This window comes from Massilia pinisoli, from assembly GCF_024753285.1.
Classification (GTDB): domain Bacteria; phylum Pseudomonadota; class Gammaproteobacteria; order Burkholderiales; family Burkholderiaceae_D; genus Telluria; species Telluria pinisoli.
The window spans coordinates 85,115-102,067 of the sequence record NZ_JANUGW010000022.1; the positions used below are offsets into that span (position 1 = coordinate 85,115).

Consider the following 16,953-nt stretch of genomic DNA (forward strand, 5'->3'; position numbering starts at 1 on the left):
CTTTAAGAAAAACGACGACCCGAGTATTGCGGATTCATGCCAAGCGCTTGTTCGAACATGCCAGCCACGCCGTCACGCGTCACCGCAGCCTATCTGCAGCCGCTGCTGGAGACCGCGGCTGCGCTGGGCATCGCGCCGTCCGCGCTGGCGCAGGCGGCCGGCCTCGCACCCGATCTGCTCGACCCGCTGCCGGACGCGCTGGCGGCATCCGACTATATCGCGCTGCTCGACGCGGGCAGCCGCCTCGCCCGCGACCCGCACTTCGGCCTGCACGTGGGCGAGCGCGTGCGGCCCGGGACGTATAGCGTGTACGGCCTCGTGCTGCTGGCCTGCCGCGACATCGGCCAGGCGCTGGAACAGACGCAGCGCTACGAACAGCTGGCGCACGACCTGGGTCGCTCGCGTCTCGACGCCCATGGCGCACACGCGCGCTACACGTGGGTCAGCCATTATCCGCACGCGAGCCGGCACCTGGCGGAAAGCGTGTTCGCCGGCATCCGCACGTTCGGCTCGTGGCTCGCGGGCCGGCCGCTGGCGCCGCGCGCCCTCGCCTTCGCACACCTGCGTCCTGACGATGCCGACCCGGCCGAGTATGCGCGCGTGCTGGGCGGCGTGCCCGCGTTCGGCGCGTCCGCGCACACGGTCGATTTCGACGCGGCCCTCCTCGCGCTGCCGCTGCCCGCCGCCGACACGGCGATGTATCCCCTGTTGCAGCAGCATGCCGAACGCCTGCTGCGCGAACGGGCGCAGGCGGCGAGCGGCATCGTCGCGCAGGTGCACGCGGCGATCGTGCGCACGCTCGCGCGCGAACCCGTGCGGCTGGCCGGCATCGCCGCCGAACTCGCGCTGTCGCCGCGCACCTTGCAGCGCAAGCTGGCCGATGCCGGTGCCACGTTCCAGCAGGTGCTGGACGCCGCGCGCTACGCGCTGGCGATGGACTATCTGCGCCAGGACGGCCTGTCGCTCGTCGACATCGCCTTCCTGCTCGGTTTCCAGGAACAGAGCGCCTTTACGCACGCGTTCCGCGAATGGTCGGGCGTAAACCCCGGCGCATGGCGCGAACGGGCGCTGGCGGTCGGCCGGTAAAAATTGGACATCGGACTGGGTGTTTTCATTAAACCGCCCGGTTCCCCTTTTGCTATAACGTCAGGTCGACCCGGCCGCCGGCGCCGGACAACACAGCGAGTCAATACAATATGTGGAAATCATTATTCATTGGGGGAGTGTCCGCCTGGACGCTGACGGCGCATGCGGCCGCGCCGTCGATGCAGCGCGTCGACACGGGCATGCAGGTGCGCACCGACGCGGGCGTGCTGACGATCGAACCGGTGGCGCCGCGCGTCATCCACGTCCGCTTCGGCCCGGCCGGCTTTGCCGGCAACTACAACCCGGCCGTCATCGCCAAACCGGAAAAGATCGCGTTCCAGATCGCCGAAGCAGCCGACGCATGGACCTTGTCCACGGCCGACCTGAAGGTCCGCGTGGGACGCGAGGACGGCAACGTCGTCTTCCAGACGCCGGACGGCAAGGAGATCATCAAGGAAGGCGGCCGTGACCTCGCGCACGGCGTCTCGCAGCGCTTCTATACGGGCGAGCACGGGAACATCGTGTATGGCCTCGGCCAGCATCAGAACGGCCTGCTCGACTACGGCGGCACCACTGTACGCCTGCAGCAGGCGAACCGTGACGTCGCGGTGCCGATGCTCGTCTCGCCGCAGGGCTACGGCATCCTGTGGAATAACGCGGCCGTCACGAACGTCGACGTCGACCTGCCGTCCGGGCCGCCGATCATGATCCGCTCCGAAGCGGGCGGCGTCGATTACCACTTCATGTACGGCCCCGAACTCGACGACGTGATCAAGGGCTACCGCCGCCTGACGGGCACCGCGCCGCTGATGGCGCGCTGGACGTGGGGCCTGTGGCAGTCGAAGGAACACTATGCGACGCAGGACGAACTGCTCGGCATCGCTTCGAAATACCGCCAGATGAAAGTGCCGCTCGACGCCGTCATCCAGGACTGGCAGTACTGGCTGCCGGGCCAGTGGGGCAGCCATGAATTCGATAAGGCGCGCTACCCCGACCCGGCCGGCATGGTCAAGAAGCTGCATGACGAGAACGTCCACGCGATCATCTCCGTGTGGGCCCGCCTCGACACGGACACCGCGAACACGAAGGCGCTGGACGCCATCGGCGGCCTGTATCCGGCCACGTACCCGAACGTCTACCCGGCCGGCAAGGGCCGCTGGTACGACGCGTACAACCCGCGCGCCCGCGACCTGTACTGGCGCCAGGTGATGCGCGGCCTCGGCACGCTCGGCTTCGACGGCTGGTGGCTGGACGCGTCGGAAGCGGAACTGGGCGGCTGGTGGGGTCAGATGCGTGAACTCCAGACGGCCGCCGGTCCGGGCAGCGCCGTCTACAACGCGTATCCGCTGCTGCACACGACGGCCGTGCATGACGGCATGGTGCGCGACCAGGCCGGCAAGCGCGCGTTCATCCTGACCCGTTCCGCCTACGCAGGCCAGCAGCGCAACGCGGCCATCACGTGGTCGGGCGACACGATGGGCAACTGGGACGTGTTCCGCCGCCAGATCCCTGCCGCGCTGAACTTCACGCTGTCCGGCATCCCGTACTGGTCGGCCGACATCGGCGGCTTCTTCGGCGGCAAGCCGACCGACCCGGCCTACGCGGAACTGTTCACGCGCTGGTTCCAGTTCGGCGTCTTCAACCCGATGTTCCGCGTGCACGGCACGGGCGACGGCAAGGAGATCTGGCAGTTCGACGACGCGACGCAGAAGATCATGCGCGACTACATCGACGTGCGCTACCGCCTCCTGCCATACATCTATTCGGCCTCGTGGGACGTCACGCACAACGACGGCACGATGATGCGCGCCCTCGCCTTCGACTTCCGCGACGACGAGCACGCGCTGCATGTCGCCGACGAGTACATGTTCGGCAAGGCCCTGCTCGTGGCACCGGTCGTGCAGCCGAAGTCGCAGGCGCGCGAGGTCTACCTGCCGGGCAAGGACGCGTGGTACGACTTCTGGACCGGCGCGAAGCTGGCCCCGGGCCAGGTGGTGACGGCGCAGGCCGACATCGCGACGATCCCCGTCTATGCGCGGGCCGGCAGCATCGTGCCGCTGGGTCCTGTGAAGCAGTTCGCGGACCAGAAGTCGGATGCGCCGGTGGACCTCGTCGTCTATCCGGGCAAGGACGGTTCGTATGAGCTGTACGACGACGGCGGCGACGGCTACGCCTACCAGAAAGGGGCGTACGCCCTCGTGCGCATGACGTGGACCGACGGCGCGAAACGCCTCGACCTCGCACCGCGCCAGGGCCGCTACGACGGCATGCCGGCACGCCAGTCCTTCTCTGTGCGCTGCGGTACGAAGACGGGCGACGTGCGGACGGTCGTCTACGACGGCAAGGCCACGTCCGTCACGTTGCCGCAGTGCGGCGGCTGACGGGCCTTCAGCGCGCGCGCCTCTGGGCGCGTGCGCGCAAGTCGTCCAGTGCCGGCACGATGGCAAGGCCGGACAGCAGCAGCGCCAGCGGCACCGTCGCCACGTAGCCGAGCATCTTGAACCCGACCGCGCCGGCCACGCCACCGAAGAAGAAGCTGCCCAGCAGGCCGCACAGCACGGCCAGCCGTCCATGGTTGGCTGCGACGTAAGGACGGGCCGCCGTGTCGGCATTCCAGTACAACATCTTGCCCAGCTCGATGCCGATGTCGGTGACGATGCCCGTCATGTGCGTCGTGCGGATCTCGGCGTGCGACAGCTTCGTGACCAGCGCGTTCTGCAGGCCCATCGTGTAACACAGCAGCATCACGGTGACGGGCACGAACAGGCCCGCGATGCTGGACAGGCGCGCGCCGAGCACGCCGAACGCCAGCAGCAGCATGGCTTCGAACAGCAGCGGCAGCGCGTATTCGCTCGCGAGGGCGCGGCGGCGCCCGTAGTTGACGAGCAGCGCCGTGCTGGCCGCGCCCAGCAGGAACGACACGATGGCGCCCAGCGCGTCGAGCACGAGGTCGGCGGCGCCCAGCGCGAGGTTGTCGGCGGCCGACGAGACGATGCCCGTCATGTGCGACGTGTACTGGTGCACGGCGAGGAAGCCGCCGGCGTTCATCGCGCCGGCCACGCCAGCCAGCGCAAAGCCGAGGTGACGGTTGGCACGCGCGCTGCGCGCCTGGGCGGTGAGGGTGCGGACGTAGTCGACGGAGCGCTGCATGCGTCAATACTAACCCAGCCCGACCGCCCCGGAAAGCCCGGCGTGACGCCGGTTCTCGCTATAATTGTCCTTCTCACACGAACATCGCCAAGAAAAACTCATCGCCGTGAACCCACATCTCGACCGCCTGCACCCTTATCCGTTCGAAAAGCTGCGCCAGCTGTTCGCCGGCGTCACGCCGAATCCCGACCTTGCCCACATCAGCCTGGGCATCGGTGAGCCGAAGCACGCGACACCAGCGTTCATCCAGAAAGCGCTGACGCACGCCATGGCCGGCCTGGCCTCGTATCCGACGACGCACGGCGGCGAGCCGCTGCGCGCCGCGATCGCCGGCTGGCTGGAACGCCGCTACGGCATCCCGACTATCGATGCGGCCACGATGGTGTTGCCCGTGAACGGATCGCGCGAGGCGCTGTTCGCGATCGCGCAGACGGTCATCGATCCGCGCAAGCCGGGCGCGCTCGTCGTCAGCCCGAACCCGTTCTACCAGATCTACGAAGGCGCGGCCTATCTCGCGGGCGCCGAGCCCTATTTCGTGAACTCGCAGCCCGGCCGCAACTTCGGCTGCGATTACACGAGCGTGCCGGACGACGTGTGGGCGCGCGTGCAACTGCTGTACCTGTGCTCCCCCGGCAATCCGACGGGCGCCGTGCTGTCGCTGGACGACTGGCGCGAGCTGTTCGCGCTGTCCGACCGCCACGGCTTCGTGATCGCCGCGGACGAGTGCTATTCCGAGATCTATTTCGGCGCCACGCCGCCGCTGGGCGCGCTGGAAGCCGCGCATCAGCTGGGCCGGAGCGGCGGCGCGCGGCCGTACGCGAACCTGATCGTGTTCTCGAGCCTCTCGAAGCGCTCGAACGTGCCGGGCATGCGCTCGGGCTTCGTCGCCGGCGATCCGGAACTGATGAAGAAATTCCTGCTGTACCGCACCTACTGCGGCGGCGCGATGTCGCCGCCCGTGCAGGCGGCGTCGATCGCCGCGTGGAACGACGAAGCGCACGTGCAGGAGAACCGCAACCTGTACAAGGAAAAATTCACGCTCATCACGCCGCTCCTGAAGCAGGTGATGGACGTCGAGCTGCCGGACGCCGGCTTCTACCTGTGGGCCGACGTGCGCCGCACGGGCCTGTCGGACACGGAGTTCGCACGCGGCCTGTACGCCGAATATAATGTGACGGTTTTACCCGGCAGCTATCTCGCGCGCGACGCGCACGACAGCAATCCGGGACGCAACCGCATCCGCATGGCGCTCGTCGCCGAAGTGGACGAAGGATTGGAAGCGGCGCACCGCATCGTCCAGTTCTGCAACGACCTCAAGTCTTCCTGACACACCACCTGAATAGACAAATCATGACCCAACAACTCCAGACCATCATCGACACCGCGTGGGAACAGCGCGCAGAGATCAGCCCGGCCTCCGCCAGCGCCGAAGTGCGCGACGCCGTCGCCCACGTCCTGGCCGGCCTTGACGACGGCAGCCTGCGCGTCGCCCAGAAGGACACCGGCAGCTGGGTCGTGAACCAGTGGATCAAGAAGGCCGTGCTGCTGTCGTTCCGCCTCGAAAACAACGTGCCCGTGGAAGGCGGCGACATGCAGTTCTACGACAAGGTCCCGACGAAGTTCGCGAACTACACCGCGGAAGACTTCGCGAAAGGCGGCTTCCGCGTCGTGCCGCCGGCCGTCGCCCGCCGCGGCTCGTTCATCGGCAAGAACGTCGTGCTGATGCCGTCGTACGTGAACATCGGCGCCTACGTCGACGAAGGCGCGATGGTCGACACGTGGGCCACCGTCGGCTCGTGCGCCCAGATCGGCAAGAACGTCCACCTGTCGGGCGGCGTTGGCATCGGCGGCGTGCTGGAACCCATGCAGGCCAATCCGACCATCATCGAAGACAACTGCTTCATCGGCGCCCGTTCGGAAATCGTCGAAGGCGTGATCGTCGAAGAGAACTCGGTGATCTCGATGGGCGTGTACATCGGCCAGTCGACCAAGATCTACAACCGCGAGACGGGCGAAGTGACGTATGGCCGCATCCCGGCCGGTTCCGTCGTCGTGTCGGGCAGCCTGCCGTCCGCCGATGGCAAGTACAGCCTGTATTGCGCCGTGATCGTCAAGCAGGTCGATGCGAAGACCCGTGCGAAGACGGGCATCAACGAGTTGCTGCGCGGCGTGTAATCCTTAATCCGGCGTTTCAAACGTAACCGCAAGTCGTAGGTGGACGGCTCGCCGTCCACGCGTTCAACCACCGCGTGATGTATCGCGACGTTTCTTACGCCGGCTGAACGCGTGGACGGCGCCGCCGCGTCTGAGCACACCGCGCGGTACAGCCGTCCACCCTACGTTTGCACGACCACGCGATCAGTCGTAGGGTGGGCACCCCGTGCCCACGTTTCGTTTGCACGTCCGCGCCGTCAGGTTAGAATCCCTTAAACGCAGAAAATTACCGCGAAGCAAGGGAGAACACCATGATGATGGAACGTCTGTTCCAGTTGATGAAGGAAAAGAACGCGTCCGACATGTTCTTCGCGGTCAATTCCCCAGTCCACATCAAGATCAACGGGAACCTCATCCCGATCAACCAGAACAAGCTCGAACCGGAAAACATCCGCGTGCTTCTGGCGGAAATCGCGAGCCCGGAGCAGATGGAAGAGCTGGAGCGCGAGAACGAGCTCAATATGGGCATCTCGGTACCGAACCTGGGCCGCTTCCGCCTGTCCGCGTTCCGCCAGCGCGGCAGCATCTCCGCCGTGTTCCGTTTCGTCCCCGCCACGATCCCGCCGCTGTCCGACCTGGGCCTGCCGCCCGTGCTGTCGGAACTGATCATGGAAAAGCGCGGCCTGATGCTGATCGTGGGCGCGACGGGCTCCGGCAAGTCGACGACGATCGCCTCGATGCTCGACCACCGCAACGAGCAGCGCCACGGCCATATCCTCACGCTGGAAGACCCGATCGAGTACCTGTTCAAGAACAAGAGGTCGATCGTCAACCAGCGCGAGATCGGCAGCGACGCGAAGGATTTCGACGTCGCCCTGCGCAACTCGATGCGCCAGGCGCCGGACTGCATCCTGATCGGCGAGATCCGCGACAAGGACACGATGGCCGCCGCCCTCGCCTACGCGCAATCCGGCCACCTCGTGCTGGCGACCTTGCACGCCAACAACAGCTACAACGCACTGAACCGCATCATCAGCTTCTACCCGATCGAGAACCGCCCCGCCCTGCTGCAGGACTTGTCGTCCGCAGTGAAGGCGATCGTGTCGCAGCGCCTCGTGCGCGCGAAGACCGGCGGGCAGCGCCACGCGGCCGTCGAGATCATGGTCAACACGCGCTACGTCGCAGACCTGATCGAAAAAGGCGACATCGGCGAGATCAAAGAAGCGATGGACAAGAGCCTGTCACCCGGTTCGCAATCGTTCGAAAAGGCATTGCTGGAACTCGTGCAGGCCGACCTCATCACGCAGGAAGAGGCGCTTGCCAACGCCGATTCGGCCACCAATCTGCTCTGGCTGATCAACAACGGGCCGGACAGCAAGGCCGAGCAGGAACAGGCGAAGCCGGCGGAGCCGGATGGGCCGTCGTTTACGGAATTTACGCTGGATAGTTGAGTTGACTGCACTCAAGAATCCACAGTACAAGATAGGGGCCGTGGCGCCTTGACGCGGGACGCCAGCGCGTGAACAGTGTTGTCGGCAGGTGTTGCGCTCAGATGCCAATCAGCCGCAACAAGAAGATCCGGGCACCGGCAGCAGGTACTCGTCGATGTCGATCCGCCGCGCGGCGTCTTCTTGCTGCGGACTCGGCGCTATTGCGCTGCCGTGAGTTTGAGTCCGGACCGCAGTGCCTGAGAAGCTTCCTGTTGACGTTTGCGCTGATCGGATACCTGCTCGATGCCCTTCGTTGTCACCTCTTCCAGAAAAGCGATACGAGCCCGGTAGTAATCCGTACGTAACTGCATTTCCAGCAAATGTTGCTCGGATTGATACAGCTCCATGCGCAGGTCGTTGAGCGACCGTTTTGCATGTTTCTCAGGTGTAGGAGCGTGATGAGAAATTAAGTTTGCCAGCCACCGTAGCATAATGCAGCCCTCCTGTCGTCAGGTGCTCTCCCGCTGCTATCAAAACGGAAATCACGCCACTGTCACACACCGACTCGATGCGATTTCCAGCTAGACACAGTCTATCAAACATTTATGCAGGATTCGTGAGGGCTCCATCAATCTGTTGTTAAAATTACACTTACCCACTCTCCCTTAACAGGCGCGATCCCGGCGTAAGCGTCGCTGCCGGCACGGCCGCGCCGCGATGCCGGCTCCTCCCCGGCCTCGACATTGCTAAACTAGTCGGTGGACAGCCACCCTGTGCTATCCTTCGCGCCTTCCGGAATTGCAATACCCACCCGCCATGAAAAAGACCCTCTACGGTATTCCGAACTGCGACACCGTCAAGAAAGCCCGCACCTGGCTGGCCGACAACGGCCAGGAATTCGAGTTCCACGATTTCAAGAAGCAAGGCCTGGACCGCGCCACCGCCGCGCACTGGCTCGATCAGGTCGACTGGGAAACGCTCGTGAACCGCAAGGGCACCACGTGGCGCAAGCTGTCCGACGAGCGCCGCGCGCAGGTCGTCGACAAGGCCAGCGCCCTCGACCTGATGCTGGAAAACCCGTCCGTCATCAAGCGGCCCGTGCTGGAAGGCGCCGATAAATTGTCCGTCGGCTTCTCGGCCGAGCAGTACGAACACCTGTTCGGAGACTGGCCCGCATGAAGCCGTCGCGCACGCAACTGCTCACGGAAGAGCTGATCGCGCTCGATTCCGTCACACCGCACGATAAAGGCTGCCAGCAGAAGCTGCAGGCGCTGCTCGCGCCGCTCGGCTTCCGCTGCGAGACGATCGAGTCGAACGGCGTGACGAACCTGTGGGCGCGGCGTGGCGACGCGGCACCCGTATTCGTGTTCGCCGGCCACACGGACGTCGTGCCGACGGGCCCCGCGAACCAGTGGGCATCGGCGCCGTTCGAGCCTACGCGGCGCGACGGCAAGCTGTACGGCCGCGGCGCGTCGGACATGAAGACGTCGATCGCCGCCATGGTCGTCGCCGTCGAGGAATTCGTGGCCGCGCATCCGGACCACATGGGTTCGATCGCCTTCCTGCTGACGTCCGACGAGGAGGGCCCGGCCACGGACGGCACCGTCATCGTCTGCGAGCTGCTGGAAGAACGGGGCGAGGCGATCGACTACTGCCTCGTCGGCGAGCCCACATCCAGCCACGTGCTGGGCGACATGATCAAGAACGGCCGCCGCGGTTCGCTGTCCGGCTGCCTCATCGTGAAGGGCGTGCAAGGCCATATCGCCTACCCGCACCTGGCGCGCAACCCGATCCACCTGGCGGCACCGGCGCTGGCCGAACTCGCAGCCGAGAAATGGGATGACGGCAACGAATACTTCCCGCCGACGAGCTGGCAAGTGTCCAACGTCGCGGCCGGCACGGGGGCGACGAACGTGATCCCGGGCGAGATCAAGATCGACTTCAATTTCCGCTTCTCCACCGCGAGCACGGCCGAGAGCCTGCAGGCGCGCGTGCACGCGATCCTCGACCGCCACGGCCTCGACTACGACCTGAAATGGACGTTGTCCGGCCACCCGTTCCTCACGCCGAAGGGCACGTTGTCGGACGCGATCTGCGGCGCGATCAAGCAGGAACTGGGCGTGACGACGGAATTGTCGACGACCGGAGGAACGTCGGACGGCCGCTTCATCGCCCGCATCTGCCCCCAGGTGATAGAATTCGGGCCACCCAACGACAGCATCCACAAGATCGACGAGCACATCGAAGTGCGGTACATCGATCCGCTCAAGAACATCTACCGGCGCACGCTGGAGCGCTTGCTGACCATCCCGCCGTCCGCGGCATAACGACGAAACCTGGCCATGACCACGACCCAATTCTGCACGCCGCGCGACCTGCTGCGCTACGCCGTCACCCGCTTCAACGGCGCGAAGCTGTTCTTCGGCCACGGCAGCGCCGAAGCGTTCGACGAAGCGGCCTACCTGATCCTGCACACGCTGAAGCTGCCGCTGGACAAACTGGAGCCGTTCCTCGACGCGCGCCTGCTGCCGGAAGAGATCCTGCAGGTGATGGCCGTCATCGAGCGCCGCGTCAACGAGCGCGTGCCGGCGGCCTATATCACGAATGAGGCGTGGCTGGGCAGCTACAACTTCTACGTCGACGAAAGAGTGCTCGTGCCGCGCTCGTTCATCGCCGAGCTGATTCCGAATTTCTTCAGCCCGTGGGTCGCGGATCCGGACAGTGTCGAAAACGTGCTCGAACTGTGCACGGGCTCCGGTTGCCTCGCCATCATGCTGGCGGATGCGTTCCAGAACGCCGTCGTCGACGCCGTCGACATCTCGAAGGATGCGCTGGCCGTCGCCGAGCGCAACATCCGCGACTACAAGCTGGAAGGCCGCGTGAACCCGATCGAGTCCGACCTGTACCAGCACGTGCCGTTCAAGAAGTACGACCTGATCGTGACGAACCCGCCGTACGTGAACAGCGATTCGATGGGCAAGCTGCCGCCGGAATACCTGCGCGAGCCGCAGATCGCCCTCGCGGGCGGCGAAGATGGCATGGACCTCGTGCGCAAGATCATCGACGGCGCCGCCGAGCGCCTGAGCCCCGAAGGCGTGCTGATCGTCGAGATCGGCAACGAGCGCGAGTACGCGGAAGCGGCGTTCGGCCACCTGGGTCTCACCTGGCTGACGACCAGCCAGGGCGACGACGCCGTGTTCCTGCTGACGGCCGAACAGTTATCCCTGTAGGGTGGGCGGCCTCCGCCCACGCGGAAGCCTGCGTCAAGCCAGCGTCCGCGTGGGCACGGGGTGCCCACCCTACGGTCCTCCCCTCCCGAGCTAGAAATATGATCCGATTTTCCAACGTGAGTCTCATGCGCGGCACCAAGCCGCTGCTGGAAGACGCCGACCTCACCCTCAACCCCGGCGACAAGATCGGCTTGATCGGCGCGAACGGCGCCGGCAAATCCAGCCTGTTCGCGATGCTGCGCAACGAACTCCATCCGGACCAGGGCGAGATCGACTTCCCCGCGCGCTGGCGCATGGCGTACGTGGCGCAGGAGACGCCGGCGCTGGACCGTCCCGCCATCGAGTACGCGATCGACGGCGATGCCCACCTGCGCGAACTGCAGGCCGAGCTGGATCGGCTGGAGGCCCTGCCCCACACGACGGAAAACGGCATCGCCATCGGCCACGTCCACTCGGGCCTGGCCGACGCCGACGCGTACACGGTGCAGTCGCGCGCGGAACAGCTGCTGCTGGGCCTGGGCTTTTCGCTGGAACAGATGCGCCAGCCCGTCGCCAGCTTCTCGGGCGGCTGGCGCATGCGCCTGAACCTCGCGCAGGCGCTGATGTGCCCTTCCGACCTGCTGCTGCTGGACGAACCGACGAACCACCTGGACCTGGACGCCATCATCTGGCTCGAGGACTGGCTCAAGCGCTATGCCGGCACCCTGATCATCATCTCGCACGACCGCGACTTCCTCGACGAAATCGTGAACGTCATCGTGCACATCGACGAGCGCAAGTTGAAGCGCTACTCGGGCAACTACTCCGCGTTCGAGCGCCAGCGCGCGGCGCACCTCGTGCTGGCCGCCGCCGCGTACGAAAAGCAGCAGCGCACGCGCGCCCACCTGCAATCGTTCGTCGACCGCTTCAAGGCCAAGGCGACGAAAGCGCGCCAGGCGCAAAGCCGCATGAAGGCGCTGGCGAAGATGGAAGAACTGGCGCCGCTGCGCGCGGCCGCCGAATTCTCGTTCGAGTTCCGCGACCCGCTGTCGGCGCCGAATCCGCTGCTCGTGATGGAAGACGTCGATGCCGGCTACCCGCTGCTCGATGCGCACGGCGACAAGGTCGGCGGCAAGACCATCGTCCACAAGGTGAATTTCTCGCTGCAGACGGGCCAGCGCATCGGCCTGCTGGGCGTGAACGGCGCCGGTAAATCGACGTTGATCAAGACCGTCGCGGGCGAGCTCGCGCCGCTCGCGGGCACGGCCACGTTGGGCAAGGGCCTCGTCATCGGCTACTTCGCCCAGCACCAGGTCGAGATGCTGCGGCACGACGAATCGCCGCTGTGGCATCTGCAGAAGATCGCGCCGACCACGCGCGAGCAGGAGCTGCGCAACTTCCTGGGCGGCTTCAACTTCCCCGGCGATATGGTGACGAGTTCGATCAAGCCGTTCTCCGGCGGCGAAAAGGCGCGCCTCGCGCTCGCGCTGATCGTGTGGCAGCGCCCCAACCTGCTGCTGCTGGACGAACCGACGAACCACCTGGACCTGGAAACGCGCGAGGCGCTCACCTTGGCGCTGGCGCAGTTCGAAGGCACGCTCGTCGTCGTCTCGCACGACCGCCACCTGCTGCGCGCGACGACCGACCAGTTCATCATCGTCGCGGACGGCCGCCTGCAGCCGTTCGACGGCGACCTGGACGACTACAAGGACTGGCTGTTCCAGACCAAGCTGAAGGCCGACGGCGCCGCGAGCGCCCCGCTGCCCTCGTCCGCAGCCGCGCCCGCACCCGTGTCCACCGTCGACCGCAAGGAACAGAAGCGCCAGGAAGCGGAAGAGCGCCAGCGTCTGGCCGCGCTGAAGAAGCCCATCGAGAACCGCATCAAGCGGCTCGAGGAGCAGATGGCGAAGCTGAACGCGAAGAAGGCCGACGTCGACGCCCGGCTGCTGGAGCCGGGCATCTACGAGGCGGACAAGAAGGAAGAGCTGAAGAACCTCGTGGCCGACCAGGCGTTCCTCACGCGCGACCTGGGCAATCTCGAAAACGAGTGGCTGGAGTTGCAGGAGCAGCTGGAAAGCCTCGTCGCCTGACGATCATGCCACCTGGCGCGCGCCGTCCTGCTTGGGGCGGCGCACGGACATCAGGCGGTCGATGTCCACGAGGATCAGCCGTCGCGTCCCCGTCTGCCCCAGCCCGATCAGGTAATCGACCTGCGCGTCGTCCGCGCCGGGCACGGGCGACACCTGCTCGGGCGCCAGCGACACGACGCCCGTCACGCCATCGACCACCATCCCCATCACGCACGTCGACAGACGCAGGATGATCACGTCCGTCATCGGATCGGGCGCGCGCGCCGCGGTGCCGCAGGCGGCGCGCATGTCGACGAGCGGCATGACGACGCCGCGCGACACGGCCACGCCGCCGATGATCTCGCCGTCCGACGCGAAGCGTTCGAGGGCCTTCAGCACGCGCAATTCCTGCACCTTGGCGACGTCGAGCCCGTATTCGAGCCCGCCGAGGGTGAAGCTCAGGAATTGCGTCGTTGGCGTGGCGGCGGTCGTGGTCGTGTGCATGGCGGTTCCTTTCTCAAGATCGACATGCTAAGTCGGTGACGCTTGAAAATTGTTGAGTACAGTCAACAATCTATGAGACATTTCCTACCTTGCGTTCGGCGCCTGCGCCCGTACAATGCTCGGAGTGACCTAAAGGGGATGACGATGTTCCGGTGGCTGCAACGCCTGATTTCCGGCCCGGCCGCCGTGCAAACGCAGCCGGGCACCGCTTTTGCCGCCGACGCGGCGCCCGTGCCCGAGGTGCCCGATACGCCCGACCTGCCGCCGGCCGCGCCCGGGCCGGCGCCCGCGGCGTCACCTGCCGCGGCGCCACCGTCGGCATCGGCGCCCGTCGTGTCGTTCGAGCAGCTGGAGCGCATCAACGGCGCGTGGAACGCGTGGCTGTTCGACCGCGCGGACGGCGGCCTGGAACTGTCCGATGCGGAGACCCGCGTGCTGGATGCGCTGGCCGCGATCATCGCGTCGCAGCAGTCCGGCGCGGCGCTCGTGCGACGCATGCCGGGGCTCATTCCGCAACTGCTGCAAAGCCTGCGCAGCGAGACTTTTTCCGGTAGCGCCTTGTCGCGCACGATCGCGTCCGACCCGGTGCTCGTCGCTGCCGTCGTCCGCCTCGCCAACAACTGCTACCAGGGCACGGGGAATTCGATCACGAGCGTCGAACACGCGGTGATCCTGATCGGCCAGGAAGGCTTGCGCCAGCTGATCACGACGGTCGCGTTCCGGCCCATCATCGACATCAACTCGGGCTTCTACACGCGCCGGCTGGCGCCGCACCTGTGGGCCCATTCGGAACGCTGCGCGATGGCCGCGCGCCAGGTGGTGGCCACGCTCGGCCCGGACAGCGGCATCGCACCGTTCGACGCGTTCCTCGCGGCGCTGCTGCAGAACGTGGGGCTGATCGTCAGCCTGCGCGTCATGGACCAGGCGGTGCAGGAAGGCGAACGCCTCGGCTCCGACGTGTTCCTCGCGCAGCTCGCACGCGACACGCGCCGGCTGTGCGCGAGCATCGCGCGCGAATGGAATTTCCCCGACACGGTGGCGCAGGCGCTGCTCGAACAGGGCACGCTGCGGCGGGGCACGGCCGTGTCGCCGCTGGGGCGCCTGCTCAAGCTGACGGATTATCTGGGGAAGGTGCGGATGCTCGTCGAGCAGGGGCTGGTCGACGAGGCGGATGCGTCCGTGTTCGCGGGGCTGCCGCCGGAAGCGGCGCCGTGTTACGCGGCGCTCGTCACAAACGGAGACGCCGCGCCGGCCGCGTGAACGCGCGCGTTCGGCACACTCATGAAATGAGGCGGCGTCTCGCCTGATGGCTGAACGCGTGGACGGCAGAGCCGTCCACCCTACGATGAATGGAGATTCCGCGCCGTCAGCGTAGGGTGGACGGCTACACCGGCAACGCATCCGTCGACGTGACGTAACCGCCGTCCACGCGTTCAACCGGCCCGGCGCAGGCACGGCATGTCCAGCGCGCCGTCCGCCCTACCGCTTCGTCAGTTTCGCATCCTCGACAGCCAGGATCTTGTTCTGCTCATCCAGCCAGGTCTTGAGCGGCGCGAAGTATTCCAGCATCGCCGACGCATCCATCTTGTCCGACCCGGTGACGACCTTCAGCGCTTCCGGCCACGGCTTGCTCGTACCCATCGCCAGCATCTGCTGGAATTTCGCGCCCGCCTTGCGGTTGCCGTAGATCGAGCAGCGGTACAGCGGCCCCGTGTCGCCCGCTTCCTTGCACAGCGCGCGGTGGAACTGGAACTGCAGCACGTGCGCGAGGAAGTAGCGGGCGTACGGCGTGTCGCTCGCCACGTGGTACTTGGCGCCGGCGTCGAAGCCGCCATCGACCATCGGTGCCGGACGCGCCACGCCCTGGTACTGCTCCGTCAGCGCCCACCAGGCCTTGTCGTAGTCGGCCGGCTTGACCTGGCCGGCATACACCTGCCAGCGCCACTTGTCGACCTTGTACGCGAACGGCATGAACGCGATCTTCTGCAGCGCCGTGTACAGCAGCGGGCCGATCTCCTGCTTCGGGTCGGGGTCCGTCTTCATCAGGCCGATCTGCTTGAGGTATGCGGGGGTGATCGACAGCGCGATCGTGTCGCCGATGGCTTCGTGGAAGCCGTCGTTGGCGCCATTCTTGAACATCGGCGACTGGTTGCTGTACGCGAGGTCGTAATACAGGTGGCCCAACTCGTGGTGGATCGTGCGGAAGTCCTCGAACGTCGGCGTGATGCACATCTTCACGCGCACGTCGTCCTTGCCGTCCAGGTCCCAGGCGGACGCGTGGCACACGACGTCGCGGTCGCGCGGTTTCGTCAGCAGCGAGCGTTCCCAGAACGTCTCCGGCAGCTTCTGCATGCCCAGCGACGTGTAGAACCCTTCGGCGTAGCGCGTCATCTCGACGGCGCTCGTCTTGCGTTCTTCCAGCAGCGCCGTCAGGTCCTCGCCCTTCTCCAGGCCGGCCGGTTTCAGCATCGGGTACAGGTTGTCCCAGCTCTGCGCCCACATATTGCCCAGCAGGTGGGCGGGGATCGGACCGTCGGCCGGCACGGCGTCGGGGCCGTACGCCTGGCGCAACTTGTAGCGCGTGTAGGTGTGCAGCGACTCGTACAGCGGTTTCACTTGCTGCCACAGGCGTTCCATCTCCGCGGAGAACGCATCCGGCGCCATGTCGTAACGCGAGCGCCACAACGCGCCGGTATCGGCATAGCCCATCGCGCGGGCGCCCTTGTTCGACAGCTCGACGTATTTCGCGTAGTCCTGCTTGTACGCGGGCGACTGGGCGTGCCAGCCGAGCCAGACGTCCTTCAGGCGCGCCGGGTCATGGCTCGTCGCCAGTACTTTTTCCAGTTCGCCCAGCGGCATGCAATCGGGCTTCGCGGCGCCCGCGGCAGCGGCCGGACAGTACTTGGCCTTGCCGTATGCGGCCGTCATGCTGGCGGCCAGGCGCGCGTACGCGGCGCGGTCGTCGGCGTTGTCCAGCATCAGCGACTGCTGCAACAGCATCAGCTTGCGGGCGGTCGCTTCCGGGACCTTCAGGCCGTTGTAGCGGCGCGCCTTGAGGGCGTAGTCGCCGCTCGCGGTCAGGTATTGTTCGTTGGCTTGCGCGGTGATCGTTTCGGTGTCGAGCGTGATGAAGTTCTCGGCCACCCACTCGGCGCGGCCGGCGTCGAGGCCCAGCAGGTCGAGCTTTTTCTCGGCGTCGGCGACGAAGCGCTCGGCCTCGACGACGGTCGGCTTGCCTTTGGCGCTCGCGGTTTTGGTTGCAGCGCTTGCCGGGTTGGCGAGCAGCGCGCCGGCGCACAGCGCGGCGACCAGCGCGCCGATCGGGCTGCGCTGGTGGATGGGACGCATGTT

The 16,953-nt window shown here is 66.2% G+C and carries 14 protein-coding genes; 10 read left to right on the top strand and 4 right to left on the bottom strand.

Going from position 1 to position 16,953, the window contains the following annotated elements:
* The first annotated feature begins 57 nt into the window (after positions 1-57).
* Entirely contained in the window at positions 58-1,086 is a 1,029-nt protein-coding gene (locus NX784_RS23490) for an AraC family transcriptional regulator (protein ID WP_258819104.1), read from the top strand.
* Between the two features lie 137 nt (positions 1,087-1,223).
* Positions 1,224-3,467: a glycoside hydrolase family 31 protein gene (locus tag NX784_RS23495; protein WP_258819105.1), complete on the top strand. Its 2,244-nt coding sequence runs from the start codon at positions 1,224-1,226 to the stop codon at positions 3,465-3,467.
* 7 nt (positions 3,468-3,474) lie between these two features.
* Here NX784_RS23495 and NX784_RS23500 read toward each other — a convergent pair whose 3' ends face one another.
* Positions 3,475-4,236, bottom strand: coding sequence for a YoaK family protein (locus tag NX784_RS23500; RefSeq protein ID WP_258819106.1), 762 nt, complete (start codon positions 4,234-4,236; stop codon positions 3,475-3,477).
* Between the two features lie 106 nt (positions 4,237-4,342).
* On the opposite strand from NX784_RS23500, the gene dapC reads away from it, so the two are divergent.
* The 3 genes from dapC (at position 4,343) to NX784_RS23515 (ending at position 7,841) form a co-directional block, all read left to right on the top strand.
* On the top strand, positions 4,343-5,563 hold the full coding sequence (gene dapC, locus NX784_RS23505) for a succinyldiaminopimelate transaminase (RefSeq protein WP_258819107.1): 1,221 nt from the start codon (positions 4,343-4,345) through the stop codon (positions 5,561-5,563).
* A 23-nt stretch (positions 5,564-5,586) separates the two neighbouring features.
* Positions 5,587-6,411 carry a 2,3,4,5-tetrahydropyridine-2,6-dicarboxylate N-succinyltransferase gene (gene dapD / locus NX784_RS23510; protein ID WP_258819108.1) on the top strand — a complete coding sequence of 275 codons (825 nt, stop codon included), beginning with the start codon at positions 5,587-5,589 and terminating at the stop codon, positions 6,409-6,411.
* 290 nt (positions 6,412-6,701) lie between these two features.
* Positions 6,702-7,841 carry a PilT/PilU family type 4a pilus ATPase gene (locus NX784_RS23515; protein WP_258819109.1) on the top strand — a complete coding sequence of 380 codons (1,140 nt, stop codon included), beginning with the start codon at positions 6,702-6,704 and terminating at the stop codon, positions 7,839-7,841.
* Positions 7,842-8,038: 197 nt separating this feature from the next.
* Here NX784_RS23515 and NX784_RS23520 read toward each other — a convergent pair whose 3' ends face one another.
* On the bottom strand, positions 8,039-8,311 hold the full coding sequence (locus tag NX784_RS23520; RefSeq protein ID WP_258819110.1) for a hypothetical protein: 273 nt from the start codon (positions 8,309-8,311) through the stop codon (positions 8,039-8,041).
* Positions 8,312-8,636: 325 nt separating this feature from the next.
* Here NX784_RS23520 and NX784_RS23525 point away from each other — a divergent pair, with 325 nt between their 5' ends.
* The 4 genes from NX784_RS23525 (at position 8,637) to NX784_RS23540 (ending at position 13,119) form a co-directional block, all read left to right on the top strand.
* Positions 8,637-8,999, top strand: coding sequence for an ArsC family reductase (locus NX784_RS23525; RefSeq protein WP_258819111.1), 363 nt, complete (start codon positions 8,637-8,639; stop codon positions 8,997-8,999).
* On the top strand, positions 8,996-10,147 hold the full coding sequence (gene dapE / locus NX784_RS23530; RefSeq protein WP_258819112.1) for a succinyl-diaminopimelate desuccinylase: 1,152 nt from the start codon (positions 8,996-8,998) through the stop codon (positions 10,145-10,147). Before NX784_RS23525 ends, dapE begins: the two co-directional genes overlap by 4 nt.
* Positions 10,148-10,162: 15 nt before the next feature.
* The gene (prmB, locus tag NX784_RS23535; protein WP_258819113.1) at positions 10,163-11,050 is read left to right on the top strand and encodes a 50S ribosomal protein L3 N(5)-glutamine methyltransferase; all 888 of its coding nucleotides are present in this window, start codon (positions 10,163-10,165) and stop codon (positions 11,048-11,050) included.
* Between the two features lie 98 nt (positions 11,051-11,148).
* Positions 11,149-13,119: an ATP-binding cassette domain-containing protein gene (locus tag NX784_RS23540; protein WP_258819114.1), complete on the top strand. Its 1,971-nt coding sequence runs from the start codon at positions 11,149-11,151 to the stop codon at positions 13,117-13,119.
* A gap of 3 nt (positions 13,120-13,122) precedes the next feature.
* On the opposite strand, the gene NX784_RS23545 is transcribed toward NX784_RS23540, so the two are convergent.
* The gene (locus tag NX784_RS23545) at positions 13,123-13,602 is read right to left on the bottom strand and encodes a chemotaxis protein CheW (RefSeq protein ID WP_258819115.1); all 480 of its coding nucleotides are present in this window, start codon (positions 13,600-13,602) and stop codon (positions 13,123-13,125) included.
* 138 nt (positions 13,603-13,740) lie between these two features.
* Between NX784_RS23545 and NX784_RS23550 the strand changes: the two genes are divergently transcribed.
* On the top strand, positions 13,741-14,862 hold the full coding sequence (locus tag NX784_RS23550) for an HDOD domain-containing protein (protein WP_258819116.1): 1,122 nt from the start codon (positions 13,741-13,743) through the stop codon (positions 14,860-14,862).
* A 219-nt stretch (positions 14,863-15,081) separates the two neighbouring features.
* Here NX784_RS23550 and NX784_RS23555 read toward each other — a convergent pair whose 3' ends face one another.
* Positions 15,082-16,950: a M2 family metallopeptidase gene (locus NX784_RS23555; protein WP_258819133.1), complete on the bottom strand. Its 1,869-nt coding sequence runs from the start codon at positions 16,948-16,950 to the stop codon at positions 15,082-15,084.
* Positions 16,951-16,953 lie beyond the last annotated feature (3 nt).